Below are 15,478 nucleotides of genomic sequence, written 5' to 3'. Positions count from 1 at the left end.
GGAATTGGCAGTAAAAATAACAGATTGTACTCCTTCTTGTGCTTAAGTGCCAATTGATTCAATAGAGCGTTGAATGCCTCATACAGTGTTGCAACATCGATTCTATTTCATCCGCCATCACTTTTGTCGAAGATACAGAAACAAACAGTTTGCCGAAAAAACTTTGAGCTCTTAGATGCTCTATCACCGGCTGAGACGTTGCTTTCCATTGTCGAATACTGTCCAATGCCTGCTCTACATCATCCATGGGAATCCCTGCCTGCTGAACATAGAGTCGTTTTAAGGCTGAAAATTTAGCGATTGTATTGTCTCCGTAAGGATCTTTTTTAAGGAGATTTTCCATTCTGCGATAAATTTTGGTCAAGATAACCCTTTTTTCTTTTTCTGCATGATACGCTTCCGGAGGTAGGGGAAAAACATAAAAATGATCTTGCGCAACGCCATAGGAAAACTTGGTTTGTAACGGCAAAGACTGGAAAAACAAGCGAGACACGTTAGTGGTTAAAGTACGAATCCCTTGTGTGTATTCAATTAAATCAATCGCCGTATGCCTGCATGTATTCGATAATTGTGTGTGATGGGTTCTTGCAATTATTTTCCTTTCTTGCTCGGTGTTTTCATCACTTGACTCACTTTTTTTTATTTCCTTTAAGGTTAAAACAGCGGTCGTATCGTCTTCACGCTCAGGTAAATAACAACGTATGGACTGAGACCCTTGCGCCATACTCATTAATTTTGTAAATTGCAAATACTGGCGGTAACTGATAACGTAAGCTCCATAACTGATGTCACCCCCCAGACGTAAAGATTCAGGTTGTAATTCTGCTTTTGCACCTGTAAACAGTAATTTTCCCCCGAGCCTGCAGCAAGATTGATTATCATCAATCACAAATTTGCCTACCCGGGCTAACAAAACAGGCCTACCCTCTTGCATCACTCCAAGCATGACAAAGGTATGAACGCCTTTTTTGGCTAAAGCAATAAAAAACTCATCCTGCTCTTTATTGACAATTCTTTCAGTTGGTGAAGATCCAGTCGTTTCAATACGCGGTTTTGGCGGTATTGCCTGCAGGAATGGTGTATGTTTCTCTTCAGTATTTTTCTGACTGTTTGCGGAGTTCATCATTTAACTACGGTCATAAAAATTATCATCAGTTTAATCCATAAAGATTAAGGCAGTATTAATCGTAACCTGACTATTTTTTTTGATTTTTTAGACAAGATAGGACCTATAGGCTTATAGACAGCTACCACAGAGCTTTATTTAAATTCGCTGAAAAATAGAGATTAGACCTAGGGTCTGTGAACAAAATTTTTCACAAACCCTAGCGTTCCTCAAAGTAATGGCTTGTCCTCATCAGTTTCTGGTGTTCTTTCTTCTTTTGTCATTTCTTGTAAAGCCGTTTTAAACTTAGATACTTCTTTTGCCAGCCCTTTTTCTTGACCATGAGCAAAAAGTCCTGCACCTGTTAGTGCACCGGCAGCAACACCGACTGTAATGCCTGCGGTTGCTGCAACACTCAATCCTGCCGAACCCGCTACGGTCAACAGCAAACTGCTACCGCCTGAAGGAATAGCGGCCAAAATACCAATACAGACTAAAGCAGCACAAGCAAACACTAGTAATCCAATGCCCACGTTTTTCCAGGCTGAACTTCTTCCAGAAACATGCTGAGAAAGTTTCGCTAGATCTTTGACGTTTTCTTTGGTCTTATCAGGATTATCAACGTCGTTGAGCGTTTGAGTCGCACAAGATAATACTCGGGTTAAATCAGCCAGATGATTTGGTTTCAATGACTTCAGATCATCACCAGCAGTTTTTCTCACATACGCTAATAATTCGCACCCTTTTTCATGAAATTGTTGATGTTTTTCAGAACGATGCTTTTCTTTAAGAGCGCTCAATGCTGTTTCAAAGGCCCCTAACTTAGCCCTGTATTCCTCAATAGCACGATCACTGGGGCGCTTAAGAAAAGCCACATTACCGACTTTATTTTCTTTATTAGTCCCTGCACTCTTACGGTACAATTCCCGGGTAGCGGCCTCACTGAATGTCTCGCCACTGCCAATGCGGTTGTTAGCAATGGAATCGTCTTTCATTCCAGGTGACCCATGCACATGATGGGTCGTAATTTCAGCCGCATTGCCACCCCGTACCCGTACTTCTTCAATGTGGGCTGGGTCTTTTCCTAAGGCGATGTAACGCTCTCTGGTCCAATCCTGGGTTGTTTTCTCCACAGCCGTACCGGTTCTATCTTGGCCACTGGCGCAATTGACAACACTGAGAAATGTTTTGGCCGCAGCACGCATGACTTTTGAAACACTATCAAGACGGGTTGCCTTTGCCCCTGGTGCCGACCCCCACGGACGACTTTCTTCACCAAAATCCAATCCTTCCGCAACATCAACAACACGAAATGTTCCATCATCGTTGGAAGGTAAATAAGAATAATCATCTCCACGGCCAGATCCTCTGGTCACCGTAGCAATATTACTCACAATGGTCGCCTGACTTTTCAGAAAGGTATAAGTATTCAGCGTCGTCACATGCAGGTGTAACTCAGCCTCCTCTCGGCCCATTTTTTCTTTAGCCGTTGCCCGGACTTGCTCCAGTGCTTCATGAGTATGAACCTGAACCTGTGCGGCGCTTTCCCCTTCGCCGACATAAGCTGGCGAGCCCATACGGGCTAACCACAGCACGTTTTCCTCCTCGGCGCTCAAAACATCGAGATCCGCAGGTCTCTCGATGACGGATGGATCATCAACGAGGATTAATTCGTTTTTGACAATAAATGCATTTTTTGCGCCTACCAGGTGCGTGTTCCTCGCCTGTGCCGGCAATGCCGTGTCATCGCTGGCAATCAATTCGGCAAATAAGCTATCCGCTTCTTGTTCAGCAACGCTCAAATGAGTATGGGCATTTTTTTCATCATGTGCAGGATAAGGCGTTACTTCTTTTAATTTTGCAAGTTCTCTTTTTTGCTCGGGGGTTTTCTTAGTCACCGGGTATTGCGTCTCACGCTGCAATACCCCAGCGTCCCTATCATAGGTCAACGTCACCATGGTGCGTGCCGGCGTTAAAACACTCGAGAGATTGCGGTAATGAAATAATAATTCTTTGGCGTCCTTGGCACTGTTACAACCTTCGGTCAAATTAGCGTCATGCAGTTTTTCAACCAGAAACGTATTAAATACCTTCTCGTGCGCCTTAATTTCTTCTAATTTCACCTCGTTGCTTTTAGCAGGGTCCTGCGCAATGGCTAAAATCTCTTTACTCAACTCGGCAAACCTGATTCGCATTTCACCACGTATGGCAGCACCCTCACCGCCCAGTTTTTTATCAATGGCAAAGTCAATGGGTCGCAAACGTGATAAGGTACGCAACAACATGTTGTTGGCTTCAATGACAGGCTTATCATGCGACATGCGTTGATCAAGAGGGAGAGCGTGAGTAGCATCCCGCAACCACTGGTCGCCCACCACCTTGGAAACGATATTAAACTGCGCATCGTTAACTTCTCGCAACAAGTCCGCCATCGCCTCATAACTAAGCGGCTCATCCGCTCTTAACCAGGCATGCAACTGATCTTTATTAAGGCGCTGCTCTGTGTGTACACCTACTTCGACAGAACGAACTAAACCTTCGGTTTTATATACTTCTGAGTGCTCTCTTGCCATTGCCATTACTCAATTAGTCGACTCTAATGGTAAGTATAACAAAAACGACATTAACGAACGATTAACCATCCATGCTTGATGATGATAAAAGCGATGCGGAGCATGGGGTATTCAAAGGAGGGATGTTTTGCAAAACCTGGTTATATAAATCATAACCAGGCTACCTACAATCTGGTGATATAAATTTTTTACTTTACACTATTGCTGAATGCCACCTACCACCCAATCGTTGCTGTGAGCAAATTGACGGAAATGCCATAACTCATCCAGTTGGGTCATAGGATCACTGTTTTCTTTAATAAAACCGGTAAAGCGCACCGTTGCTACCCAACCATCCGCTTGTTTGGCAACATCAAGCAATTCAGTCTCAAGCTGGACAACTTCGGTTGTATTAGGCTCATCACCACGTTCTTCTATCTGCATTTTGATTTCTGCAAATATTTCCGGGGCTGTAAAAGCACTTAAATCCTGCATGTTTTTTTGATCATAAGCCGCTTGTAAACGGATAAACTTGACTTTAGCATCCCGAAGAAACGATTCCTGTTCAAAGCCATGAGGATAATCCGCCGCCTGATAATCCGCCCTTGCCGAAGAAAAATTTACAGCATCACTAAATCGGTTTTGACTAAAACCAGCAGAATGAGCAGCCTGGAAACCTGGCTGCATTCTCTTGCGCATGAAACTTACAATAAAGAAAATCAATGAACCGACAATTAACCAGGATATTAAACCATTCGCCAAGCCATGCCCCATAAACAAGCTGGCTAATAAACCACCGACTAACAATCCGCCCAGCACACCGCCCCATTTGCTTGCCTGAGAACGCTGCCCTAAAGATTTACTATTCTTAGCGTGATTCGATGAAAAAAGACTGCTTTTTGAACGCTGAACGCCAAAACTTCGCCCGCCGCCAAAACGCTTGGCCGAGGCTTCATTCACCACCAGCCCAAAAGCCAGCAATGCAATTAATAAATACGTAAATAATTTATACATAAATTTGACTCTTTTTAATTAAAAAGAGTAATTATTGCATGTTCTGCGAAACCTGCCTACTGTCTTAAAAAGATCGGAGACTTTGAACAGGCTCTTATTTTTAATGACTGCAAATTATTGTTGAATTATTTTACAAAAATAAATAATATGCACAAAATTGATTCTGAATGGTTTTTTATGTCTCTTGCAAACGTTCACATTGAAGCGCTGCTTACTCAAAAAATTTCGGATTATTTTAGCACCACTCCAGCCTACGAAACATTGCGGCAACATTGTCTGGCGCGAATTCTTCTCAAACCGATTATGGAGCGAGTAGATGAATCCTTACAAATTGTGCTTGCTGCCGATAAACATCAAGCTCAAAAACGGCTTGAAGAAGATGCATACCGAAACCAGTTAGAACATGATCAACGAGAAGAAACATCGGATACAAAGCAAGAACGTGATGACCAGCACCGCACAGGCATATTATTAAACGCCTTGAGAACAAAACAAAGCGGAATGACCAGTTACGTCATCGAGATTCGCGACATTGAGTCACGAATAGGATATTTGGAACAACAACTTATAGTGATTGAGCAACACGTTCGCAGAAAAAGACGTGAAGCTCAACGCACCCCAACAACTCATCATCCTGATTCAATACCAGATCATGGTACAACCCATGATCACAGCCATCCTGCTGCCACCCATACACACGCACACCCATCAACGAAGGAAGAGGAAGCAATAAGAGCGCTCAATCGACAACATGCATCATTATCTTTAGAACTTACACGATTACGCCTTCAGTTAAGTGAGCAACGTCTTAGAAAAACCCGACTTCAAGAAGAATATGAGGAAGCCAGCCGCGAGATAAAAGAGCAGCTCCCTGAAAGACAAAAACAACGCCAGGAACGCGCTTGCGCACGCGCTATTCGCGCCCAGGCTCGCCTAAAAGCTGATCCTGATTTTATCCAATTATCAGCTGATAATCGTCGCATTCTGCAAAAAAAGATATCAGAACAACACGTGGCACTGGATAAACAATATCGGCAATTAAAAAGGCAGGCAGAGCAAGCGTGCTATCCTCTTTATTTAACACAGCTTCAACAGCAATTATCGACTATGCCTTACCTTCCATGGCAAGCCAATCAGGCCCTTGAGCAAATCATCGCATGCATGCAACAATATTTATCGGAAAAAGACGCTGAACAACGCGAACGAATACATTTAGCAACTCTACAGCATCAACTTGCCACACTAGAACTTGAGTTAAAACAAAAACAAGAGCGGCGAGCGCAATTACAGGCAAACATTCCGCAACTTCAGTCGCAAAACGCGCAGTTGGCTCAAGAAAACCAGCAGCTTGATCAAACCATGCAAAAGCGGCGGGCACTTAACAAACGCATCATCATAGGCGGCATGATTAGTTTTCTACTCACGCTGGCGCTCGCTGCTGTTCCAGCCCTTTTAATAACCGCCCCTGCATCAACGACGCTATTTCCGTTGTTATTCATTCCGGCCGCAATAGCTGGTTTAGCAATGGCGGGCTTATTTATAGCTGCGGCAATCTATGGCGTCAAAAATATACTTGATGCAAGAAAAAAAGCGCGCAATGAACAAGCCATTACCGATAATATCGCCACCATGGAACGGGAAAGCAGTAACATCCAGGCACTTATCAGCGTGGAAATACCGCAACTGTATACAAGAATAGGTGAAACACAAACCACCATACGCGCCGCTGAATACGAAATAACAATGCATGAACAATCTGCCGCCAGGGCACTGGCTAAAGCATCCACCATCACCGTTGACCATCCCTTACCTGCTTTCTTTGACGTACCACATCCTCCAGGAGCTTTCCCTCTCCCGTCCGCACCACCCCTAGTAGAAGAAACACCATCGGGCGGCCTTACGTTTCATTAAATGGGTACTTCCTCCTGTACACTCTCACCATGTATAGACTTGCAGGCATTTGCCATGCATTTTAATTCCCGGCATAATTTTTAGAAATGACCTTAAAAGAACAATCATTATGCCAATCCTCCCAGGGTCTGTTAACGGTTCTATGGCCAAGCTGGCATGGCTATTCACTGTTTTCATTATGTTCATTGCCACAACCTTTGCTTCACCACGCTCTTATCTTGAAGCCCAAAAAATCGCTGAAACCATTTTCAATGCACACCGCCAAACGCTTTATTGCGGTTGCCACTATGAGCGCTTTAATCAGGTTGATTTAGCCAGCTGCAACATGCAGGGATCTGGCCATTTTAAAGAAGCTCATATGGTGGAATGGGAACACATCATGCCCATCGAACTCATCGGACAAGAATTTCCTTGCTGGCAGGAACCTCTATGCCATCGTGATGGCATCGCATTTCAAGGACGGGAATGCTGTCGGCAGATCAGTGAACTATTCAGACAAGCCGAAGCCGAGCTTTACAATCTCTGGCCCGTTATAGGTTTGGTCAAGCAGGCACGAACCTCTTATCAATATGGGGAACTTCGTAGCAACGAAACTTTCTGGGGTTGTGATATTCAATTAGATAACACCTTGAGTCAATTCGAACCCTCCGACCGCGCCAAAGGCATTGTCGCTCGGGCCAATTTATTTATGGCTTACCGATACAACATTAAATTAAGCAATGCTCAACACAAGCTTTTTGAAGAATGGAACAAACAATATCCCCCTGACGAATGGGAAAAAAAATGGGCCGCCTCTGTTGCCATTGCTGAAGGCTATTCCAATCCATATATTGCCATTCCTAAAGCGACTGCAATACCAAGATAAGATGGGCTAAAAAATGATCAAACATCATGTTATGATTCACTCATTTTGACTGAGTCCTGCTTTTCACCATGAAATATTTTGTAACTTACGCCGTCATGGACGAAGAAACCGGCGCAAACCCTTTATGGCATGCATTTTTATTCCTATCTCATTTGGAAGAAGGACAAGACAAATTAGAAGTATGTGAATATTGGGGATTTTACGGTGTACCATCAACAACCTCAACGTCAGGAATGCAACAACGATTAAAGCGATTCATTGGCCTTGATATTGATTTTTATGATAACCACGGCTTGTTAAAACGAGAAGGATTACGTTTTCTTAATAGCGGCAAAGGTCTCCATGGCGTTACGTTTGAATTAACAGACACCAAATTTTCTGAATTGCAGCAACGTTGTAGAACCATGGAAGAAGAACAAACCGCCGCCATTGCTGAAGCCGCTGCCTCTCTTAGAGGGGAACCAAAAGCAGAATCAAAACTTTATCCGTATGAACACTTATCGCTCTCTATCTTTAAGATAGAAAAAGCAAAAGCTTTAGAACAACACCGTAAACCTAGACTTCAACCTTTTGATTTTAATATAAATCTAACCTTATTTGGCCCTAGTTTAAATCATTCTCATACATGTAAAACACAAATATTGAGGCTTTTACAAAACATATTAACACCGACACAACTGGCAAGACTGACCGAAAATGGACAACATTTAGCCGTCCCTCGCTTTAGCGGCAAAATGGAAAAAATATTGCTGCATAGTGAAGGACCTTATAACATTCATAGCAAAAGAGATGGTCAAAAAGTTTATTATCATGATGGCAATCACCCGCAGGTCAAAGTCTACTGGACTTTACCGCCACAAGAAATTGAAGCCCTCTCTGAGTCCACTCGCAGGCAATTTGTATTATCCGAAGAATACCTGGATGAGGCAAAGCTCGCTGCAAGCCGCTTACAAGCGCTAGAATGGCTATTTATTAACGCTCCCCTCGATGAAAAATACAACCGTTATAAGGAAGGCTTGCTGGCCCACATAAAAAACCTGTATGAAGCGTTTGCTAAAACCACAGTTAAACCACCTGACATCCCTCTTCGCGGCTGGAAAGGTTATGCCTTGTGGCTATTAAATGTCCCTCGTAGCAGAAATGAAGCTGAGTTGTTAAAAAAAATACAACAAGCACGCCTGTTTCTTAATGCACTCTACATGACAATGGTTGATGGAATAGCCATCAACGACGACTACCCTTGTGAGCTGGATGTATCTGAGATGGATGAGGATATCGACTACAACCCTCTGGAAGCACTTGCCAGCCATTTACCACACCAGTTACAAAGACAGCTTTGTAAGATCATTGGGCGAAACTACATTGATCCTGAAAACGCTCCTATCCAACATTTACCTCGACCCAGCAGTTTATCGGACAATCTTGGGTTATACTAAAATCTATAGCATACGTCCAGGAGCATCCAACATGGAACGTTTTAAAAAAATAATTTCAATCATTGTACTGGGGTTGATGGCTGCACCAAATTTTGCAAAAAACACCTCTTGTCTCAAATTTGGTATTAGCCAACCCCAATACACAAATACTGCTGTAGAAAAAGAATGGTCTACGTTCATCAGCGCCTTAGAAAAAGCAAGCGGGCATTGTGTACAACTATTAACCTTCAATAATCAGGGCACCTTAGTGAATGCGTTAAAGAAAGACAAAATCACCATCGCCTATGTTAAAAATAAGTCCATGATAGAACATCACAAAACATTAAAAGCAATCGCGCAAGTCATAGAAAAAAATCCTAAAACTGGTAACCCAATGACCAATTACAGCAGCTACGTCATTGTAGAAAAAAACTCAAGAGTTACCTCACTGCGTGATCTGAAAAACCAGACCATTGCCTACACAGACCCTTACTCTTCCTCAGGTTACACTCGTTTAAAAGAAGAATTATCCAAAGCCGGAGTTCATGCAACCTGGGTACAATATAGCGACATCACACAGGCATTGGCTGCTGTGAAAGAGCAAAAAGCCGCTGCCATAGGCATCTGGGATTATCATTTTGAAAAAAAAATATCCAATCAACATGATTACAAAATCATTGCAAAATTTTCAAATCACCCGACCCCCTATTTAGTCGTTAATACGAAGCAAATAAAACCGGATTTACAAGCACAAATCACTTCTAATCTTGTTCATTTTAAAGGGATGTATAACATTATAGGTTTTAAGCCGCTCTAAGCGGCCTGCGTCGTGTGCAAAACATTTGTCCTGAGAGACTCCTAAGATGTATAATTTAAAAACAGGGTCATTACCGGTTATATCTTATGAAAATAATTTATTATGCGGGATACATCGATGCAGCTTCATTCAAAACAGCTTGCGTCGAGCAAAAGTTAGATCCAAAAAAAGTGGTCTTTCTGTTTCCTGGCAATTCCACTCATCATGGTCACAACATCACCTTATTTTCAATCAAAGGAGGCGGGGGTCTTGCCACCGCTTCAAAAAACATTGGCAGTAAAGGGTATCCCACTCTTAGTTTACCTACAACGAGCATGGAACAATGGTCCAAAAGCTCTACGCAACAACAGATTGTTGAAGGCGCAATTGCCGATGTTTATCGTGCCATTGGCGCAGGTTATAGCTTGATGCTTCCTGTTCGAGAGCACACCGATACTTCGTATTTTGATTCCGGTTTGCAATACAGCGATGGTTTGGCAGAACCAAGCTTTTGGGGAGAAAATCAAAAAACTCCAAACAAGCCGCTAGCCAATCACTATACCACCGAACTGGATAAGTTGCATGATTTTATGGCTCTTGCCAACGATGAACAATTGCAGCGAGCATCCGCCGATCCCAGCAATCCTTTTTATGCCGCTTATTTACAAGGGCGACAAATGCGCCCGGATGATCCATGGCTGCAGCCTCTCACAGCAAGTTCATCGTTTATTCCCCTTCGACACACACAACCTGTTTCACACTCTGGTCTTGTAGAAAGCGTCAGAAGCACTGAGGGAAGGTTATCAGAACATCTCCCTGAACCTGCCAGAAGAATTGCTCCAGCCGTCACTGGAATGCCTATTCCTGAGAGCAAAACACCATCAAAAAAACCAGCAGTGAATAAGCCAGAATCCGAACCAGAGACGGAACATTCGCAACCTAAAACAATGCGCCCATCACGAACCAGAGCATCGTTTTTTAGCCACGCCATTCTATCAGCACCAGCGTCTTATCATCGATTGTATCAAACATCAAAAGACCCATTGCAAAGTGCGCGCGCCTTATTGGATGATTACACCAAAGGCAACTCCTGGTGGCTACGCTTTTTTACCGGCCATTGGAATCGCCATCATGTCCAAGAAGTCGCCCAAATCGTCAAAAAAATTGATGAGGGTCGCATCAAGGATAACGACACGTTAGTCTCTGAGTTAGATAAAATTCATTTAGTTAACCTCAATGGCTCATTAGCAAGACGCACGCTTTTTATTAAGGAAAAATTTGCTGAAGAATCGGCTAAATATCAAGAACCAAGATTATAGAACAATTCAATCCTTAAGCAGTGATATCGAATTCGCGTTATATTTTATATTATTAAGGATAGATCGTTTTTATTTATTCATTCTTATTTGAAAGAACCTCTCTTAAATTAAATCAGGAGAGCACATCATGGAAAAGATTCTCTTAGTGCAAGGTGCTAATTTAAACTATCTGGGTAAACGTGAACCTGAAATTTATGGAAAAACAACTGCGGAAGAATTAAATCAAACATTACATCAACATGCTAAGGATAAAGGATATTATCTAGAAATTTTTTACACCAATCTTGAAGGCGAAGCCATTAATAAAATATACGAAGCAGCAGATAAAGGTTTCGATGGACTGGTCATGAACCCCGCTGGCTTTACTTATGCCGGTTATGCATTAAAAGATTGTATTAAAGGCGCCAATTTACCTTATGTAGAAATTCACATCAGCAATATTGCCACGAGAAAAATTCATTGCGTTTTATCTGATGCGGCCATTGGCATGCTTACTGGATTTGGGCTGCATGGTTATCTACTGGCCCTTGAGGCCATGCTGCATTTATTGTCCGATAAGCAAAATAAGTAAAAATCGAAGGAGCAGGGTTCAATGAAAATCATGCTTAATGACATTCAGCAGCTTACAGAAAATACCTATCGGAAAGCCGGTTATCCAGAAGAGCAACTACCTGTCATTGTTGATGTCTTAAAATACGCCCAACTACGAGGAAATTTACAAAGCTTGATACAAATAGCAAACGGTGTGCCAACATACCATGCTCAAGGTCCTGTGCGAATTAGAAAAGAAACCAGTTTATCGATTGTTCTTAATGGCAATGACAATATTGGCATCTGGGTGATGTATAAATCGATGCAGCAAGTCATGCGGAAAGCTGGATTACATGGATTTGCTATCGCAGGCAGCTATAAAAGTGCACCGCCCGGAACCGCTGCAATTGGCTATTACGTCAGAAAACTTGCTGAAAAAGGCTTGATTGCCTTTGCATTTTCAGGCTCTGGAAAGATCGTTGCCCCTCATGGGGGTATGCAACGACTATTTGGGACTAACCCTATTGCTGTCGGCTTACCTGTTAAAGACAGCCCCATTGTAATTGATATGGCTACATCCAGTTTGCCATTATTCCAAGTGATGGCAACAAAAATCCAACATCAATTATTGCCGCAAGGTGCTGCCTTCGATCATTTAGGACAACCAACGCAAGATCCGGAAATGGTATTGCAAAACGGCACCCTCACAACCTTTGCCGCGCACCCCAAAAGTTCTGCATTATCGTTTTTAGTTGAAGTTCTGACCGGTCCATTAGTTGGCGCAGCTTTTGCAACAAGCAATAATGCTCAGACCAACTGGGGCAATCTTATTTATGCTTATGACCCGGAATTGTTATCTACTCGAAAATTTTTTATGAAACAAATGGAGCAATTACAGCACATGATTAAATCGAGTGAGCCATTACCAGGGTTCGATGAAATTTTCTTACCAGGTGAACAGGCGGAAAAACAGGCATCCGAAACACTGGCCAGAGGATGGCTTGAAGTCCCTGACTGGCTAGGGGCTATTTTAAACTTTAATGAGAGCATTTAATAATCATCAGTACTTACGAAAAACTTAAAGAACCAGAAGAGCCATAAAAAGGCTCTTCTTCTTTTTCATGGGTAACCTCATGAAGCAGAATGTAAGACGCATTGCTCGTTAAATTGCTGAACAAATTGTCGAAGCGCATTTATATCCAACCTGGATGCATTTTTCCGCTGATACGCTTGTAAAAATTGATTAAAGCACATTTGATATTTGGCATTTGAAGTATTTTCCTCAGATTGAGGATAGGCGGATAAATCTACGTAAAGCAGTTTTTCTTTGGAAAAATCAGCGTTAATAGGGCGTTGAAAAATGGCAATTGCTTTACAACATATGGCACAAGCCTCCAAGTCATCATAGGCTTTCAGTGGTAAAGAATCATCACCGGCCAGCGATAAAAGGTCATAAGAGGTTAGGTTAACGCTGTATTGCAAATAGTCCTCTGCCCCACTTTTTTTTCTGATAACATTCACAATGCCTCCGTTACAACGATCGCCACTGTGCAAGGAAGTCACTTTTATCTTATTTCCTGTACGCGTCACCAGGCTAATGGATGAAAACTGCCCCGTGCCTCCGCTGTTATTCAGTGTTTCAACAATCGCAGAGTCTGCAACCGTTCCAAATGGTTTATAATAGCTATATCCCTGCATCTCAGCGGCACCATCCACTTTCCAGTGATAATCATAGCCAATGAATTTCTTTGTGGTAAGTAACTTATTTTGGCCAGAAATGCTTCTTCCAGGCTCGGCATGCAGACCACATTGCGTCAAATCAGCCATCCCTTCAGATTCTCCTGCTTCAAATAAACATAAAGAATCCAATGGCTTTCCCTGGTACATTAACATCGCGGGCACCTGGTTTTCTGAAGCATGAACGATGAAAGGCAACAACAAAAAGAATTGGCCCAATAACCTGAAAAAAAATGCATTCATAAATAGATCCATCAAGCGTTTCTGGATAAGCAAATCATATCCTATTTTTTCGAGTGATGGCATAGAGTAAATGCCAATGACGCTAAGAAAAAAAGAAATCTTCTATCTGGATCACAAAAAGGATAATCTCCAATAAACCCCGGTTACCGCTGACGCGTTAACCAGGCTACAATTCACTCAATCACAGCCTGGATAGTGCGAAGCAATATCCAGGAATAATGCCCGGACAAACCGGTTAAGAACTTGTGTTCAAACTCCGTCAGCCAGTGTTTTTACTAAGGTAGGGCCTTGATAAATCAAGCCAGTATATACTTGCAACAATGAGGCTCCAGCATTCAATTTATCCTTAGCCACCATTGGGCAATCAATGCCGCCAGCACCAATTAATGTCACTTCATCGCCAACCACTTGTTTTAATAGACGCAAGCATTGCGTTGACCGTGATGCTAAAGGCTGGCCACTCAAGCCGCCTTGTTCATTCCCATGTAACAAGTCTTTGACACCATCACGTGCACAAGTGGTATTCGTTGCAATAATGCCATCAATACCATGTGATATCATCACCTCAGCCATTTCTTTCAACGCTTCATCGCTTTCATCAGGAGACAATTTAATCACTAGAGGAACATAACGCTGATGGCGATCCATCAGTTGTAACTGTTCCTTTCTCAACTGGCCTATCAAATCATTAAAATAGTCACGCTGCTGCAACTGACGCAAATCAGGGGTATTGGGGGAAGAAATATTAATCGTTACATAAGAAGCTTGTAGATACACTTGACGTAAGCAATACAAATAATCCTTGGTCGCCTCCCTCAATGGCGTGTCTTTATTTTTTCCAATATTAATGCCCAAGATTCCCTGGTATTTGGCTTTCTTTACATTGGCCACCAAGACATCCACACCTTGATTATTAAAACCCATGCGGTTAATAAGTGCTTGTGCTTGTGGTAAACGAAACAAACGCGGTTTTGGATTACCAAGCTGCGGTCTTGGGGTTACCGTTCCTACTTCAATAAAAGAAAAACCTAACTTGGCTAATGCATCTATACATGCCCCATTCTTATCAAGCCCTGCCGCAAGACCAATAGGATGAGGAAATTCAAGCCCCATCACATGCACCGGTTTAGAGAATGGCTGAGCAAAACACTTCCTAGGAAGATACTGTAAAAGGAATAAAGTCAATTCATGGATCGTTTCCGCATCAAAACGAAATAACAATGGCCGGATTATTTCTTGATACATGGCAACATCTCAAACCTCACACTGTTGTGCCCAGACACGCAGCATTGCATTTCCCTGAGATTGTAAATGATAATCCACCTTACGCACTTCCACACCATAATTATTTTCCTGCAACCCCAACAATACCGGACCCAAGAACGGAGAAGGCTGACTGTGGCGGTCAATTAAAGGAAAAATCCGCACTTCTTTAGCGACGCGAGCAAGCTCACGAATGATTTTCAAGTGAAATTCAACATCCTGATCCTCCAAGTCAGCAAATAAATAGTGCGAGCTTAAAGCAAAATCAAATGAAAAATCCGCAAAAGGCAAATGATAATCATTCACGGGTAGATAACGTCTCTCCACACGCCCTCGTTCATAATCTGCAAAAAATTCCGCCATTCCCTTTCGACGTTTAGCAATCAAATGATCCAGGCTGCCATATCGGGTAAAATCAAATTTGTCCTGCACTTGTTTTACCTTATCAACCATATCTTCGAAAATTAAAGAAACCTTAGTGGAAAGCGTTGACTTATCTAAAGCAAACAAAGGATCACAACTCACCACATGATCCGTTGCTTCATGCAGCTCTGTATTGATTGCGCTCGGTCCACAGCCATATTCCAGCAAGCGGGCATTGAAATCTTTTTCAGATAGGTCAAACATTTCTGAGTATTCATCCACATGATGACCCCAAAGTACCAATTCACGCATCAGGTTATTCTCCCTTATATCTTCACAACAACAACTAGGACAGGTATAGTCT

At 42.5% G+C, this 15,478-nt stretch carries 13 protein-coding genes; 7 read left to right on the top strand and 6 right to left on the bottom strand.

Annotated features, from left to right (window positions below; translation table 11 throughout):
* Nucleotides 1-58 precede the first annotated feature (58 nt).
* The 3 genes from E1O52_RS00845 to E1O52_RS00835 all read right to left on the bottom strand — a co-directional run bounded on the left by E1O52_RS00845 (nt 59) and on the right by E1O52_RS00835 (nt 4,671).
* Nucleotides 59-1,126, bottom strand: a complete 1,068-nt coding sequence (locus E1O52_RS00845) for a hypothetical protein (RefSeq protein WP_133126849.1) — start codon at nt 1,124-1,126, stop codon at nt 59-61.
* 209 nt (nt 1,127-1,335) lie between these two features.
* Entirely contained in the window at nt 1,336-3,678 is a 2,343-nt protein-coding gene (locus E1O52_RS13260; RefSeq protein WP_207384151.1) for a hypothetical protein, read from the bottom strand.
* A gap of 198 nt (nt 3,679-3,876) precedes the next feature.
* Nucleotides 3,877-4,671, bottom strand: a complete 795-nt coding sequence (locus E1O52_RS00835) for a Tim44 domain-containing protein (protein ID WP_133126848.1) — start codon at nt 4,669-4,671, stop codon at nt 3,877-3,879.
* Between the two features lie 177 nt (nt 4,672-4,848).
* Between E1O52_RS00835 and E1O52_RS00830 the strand changes: the two genes are divergently transcribed.
* The 7 genes from E1O52_RS00830 to E1O52_RS00805 all read left to right on the top strand — a co-directional run bounded on the left by E1O52_RS00830 (nt 4,849) and on the right by E1O52_RS00805 (nt 12,562).
* Complete coding sequence (locus E1O52_RS00830; RefSeq protein ID WP_133126847.1) at nt 4,849-6,582, top strand: hypothetical protein; 1,734 nt, start codon at nt 4,849-4,851, stop codon at nt 6,580-6,582.
* A 109-nt stretch (nt 6,583-6,691) separates the two neighbouring features.
* A complete protein-coding gene (locus tag E1O52_RS00825; protein WP_242602119.1) occupies nt 6,692-7,447 on the top strand; it encodes an endonuclease in 756 nt (251 codons plus the stop codon).
* A gap of 68 nt (nt 7,448-7,515) precedes the next feature.
* On the top strand, nt 7,516-8,883 hold the full coding sequence (locus E1O52_RS13105) for a hypothetical protein (protein ID WP_165474663.1): 1,368 nt from the start codon (nt 7,516-7,518) through the stop codon (nt 8,881-8,883).
* 31 nt (nt 8,884-8,914) lie between these two features.
* Nucleotides 8,915-9,679: a phosphate/phosphite/phosphonate ABC transporter substrate-binding protein gene (locus E1O52_RS00820; RefSeq protein WP_165474662.1), complete on the top strand. Its 765-nt coding sequence runs from the start codon at nt 8,915-8,917 to the stop codon at nt 9,677-9,679.
* Nucleotides 9,680-9,765: 86 nt separating this feature from the next.
* Nucleotides 9,766-10,977 carry a DUF5617 domain-containing protein gene (locus E1O52_RS00815; RefSeq protein WP_133126845.1) on the top strand — a complete coding sequence of 404 codons (1,212 nt, stop codon included), beginning with the start codon at nt 9,766-9,768 and terminating at the stop codon, nt 10,975-10,977.
* A gap of 127 nt (nt 10,978-11,104) precedes the next feature.
* The gene (locus tag E1O52_RS00810) at nt 11,105-11,548 is read left to right on the top strand and encodes a type II 3-dehydroquinate dehydratase (RefSeq protein WP_133126844.1); all 444 of its coding nucleotides are present in this window, start codon (nt 11,105-11,107) and stop codon (nt 11,546-11,548) included.
* A gap of 21 nt (nt 11,549-11,569) precedes the next feature.
* The gene (locus E1O52_RS00805; protein WP_133126843.1) at nt 11,570-12,562 is read left to right on the top strand and encodes an Ldh family oxidoreductase; all 993 of its coding nucleotides are present in this window, start codon (nt 11,570-11,572) and stop codon (nt 12,560-12,562) included.
* Between the two features lie 77 nt (nt 12,563-12,639).
* Here E1O52_RS00805 and E1O52_RS00800 read toward each other — a convergent pair whose 3' ends face one another.
* The 3 genes from E1O52_RS00800 to E1O52_RS00790 form a co-directional block, all read right to left on the bottom strand.
* Nucleotides 12,640-13,488: a hypothetical protein gene (locus E1O52_RS00800; RefSeq protein ID WP_133126842.1), complete on the bottom strand. Its 849-nt coding sequence runs from the start codon at nt 13,486-13,488 to the stop codon at nt 12,640-12,642.
* A 249-nt stretch (nt 13,489-13,737) separates the two neighbouring features.
* Nucleotides 13,738-14,733, bottom strand: a complete 996-nt coding sequence (locus tag E1O52_RS00795; protein ID WP_133126841.1) for a quinone-dependent dihydroorotate dehydrogenase — start codon at nt 14,731-14,733, stop codon at nt 13,738-13,740.
* Nucleotides 14,734-14,742: 9 nt separating this feature from the next.
* The gene (locus E1O52_RS00790) at nt 14,743-15,426 is read right to left on the bottom strand and encodes a class I SAM-dependent methyltransferase (protein ID WP_133126840.1); all 684 of its coding nucleotides are present in this window, start codon (nt 15,424-15,426) and stop codon (nt 14,743-14,745) included.
* Between the last annotated feature and the right edge of the window lie 52 nt (nt 15,427-15,478).

The sequence above is a fragment of the Legionella nagasakiensis genome (assembly GCF_900639915.1).
Taxonomy (GTDB): Bacteria; Pseudomonadota; Gammaproteobacteria; order Legionellales; family Legionellaceae; genus Legionella_A; species Legionella_A nagasakiensis.
The sequence above is the reverse complement of the archived record's forward strand: the minus strand, read 5'-3'. Positions and strand labels throughout refer to the sequence as shown.

What these genes read in the sequence shown, in the direction of transcription:
- E1O52_RS00845 (WP_133126849.1), bottom strand. Translation starts at nt 1,126, where the DNA reads ATGATGAACTCCGCAAACAGTCAGAAAAATACTGAAGAGAAACATACA.
- E1O52_RS13260 (WP_207384151.1), bottom strand. Translation starts at nt 3,678, where the DNA reads ATGGCAAGAGAGCACTCAGAAGTATATAAAACCGAAGGTTTAGTTCGT.
- E1O52_RS00835 (WP_133126848.1), bottom strand. Translation starts at nt 4,671, where the DNA reads ATGTATAAATTATTTACGTATTTATTAATTGCATTGCTGGCTTTTGGG.
- E1O52_RS00830 (WP_133126847.1), top strand. Translation starts at nt 4,849, where the DNA reads ATGTCTCTTGCAAACGTTCACATTGAAGCGCTGCTTACTCAAAAAATT.
- E1O52_RS00825 (WP_242602119.1), top strand. Translation starts at nt 6,692, where the DNA reads ATGCCAATCCTCCCAGGGTCTGTTAACGGTTCTATGGCCAAGCTGGCA.
- E1O52_RS13105 (WP_165474663.1), top strand. Translation starts at nt 7,516, where the DNA reads ATGAAATATTTTGTAACTTACGCCGTCATGGACGAAGAAACCGGCGCA.
- E1O52_RS00820 (WP_165474662.1), top strand. Translation starts at nt 8,915, where the DNA reads ATGGAACGTTTTAAAAAAATAATTTCAATCATTGTACTGGGGTTGATG.
- E1O52_RS00815 (WP_133126845.1), top strand. Translation starts at nt 9,766, where the DNA reads ATGAAAATAATTTATTATGCGGGATACATCGATGCAGCTTCATTCAAA.
- E1O52_RS00810 (WP_133126844.1), top strand. Translation starts at nt 11,105, where the DNA reads ATGGAAAAGATTCTCTTAGTGCAAGGTGCTAATTTAAACTATCTGGGT.
- E1O52_RS00805 (WP_133126843.1), top strand. Translation starts at nt 11,570, where the DNA reads ATGAAAATCATGCTTAATGACATTCAGCAGCTTACAGAAAATACCTAT.
- E1O52_RS00800 (WP_133126842.1), bottom strand. Translation starts at nt 13,488, where the DNA reads ATGAATGCATTTTTTTTCAGGTTATTGGGCCAATTCTTTTTGTTGTTG.
- E1O52_RS00795 (WP_133126841.1), bottom strand. Translation starts at nt 14,733, where the DNA reads ATGTATCAAGAAATAATCCGGCCATTGTTATTTCGTTTTGATGCGGAA.
- E1O52_RS00790 (WP_133126840.1), bottom strand. Translation starts at nt 15,426, where the DNA reads ATGCGTGAATTGGTACTTTGGGGTCATCATGTGGATGAATACTCAGAA.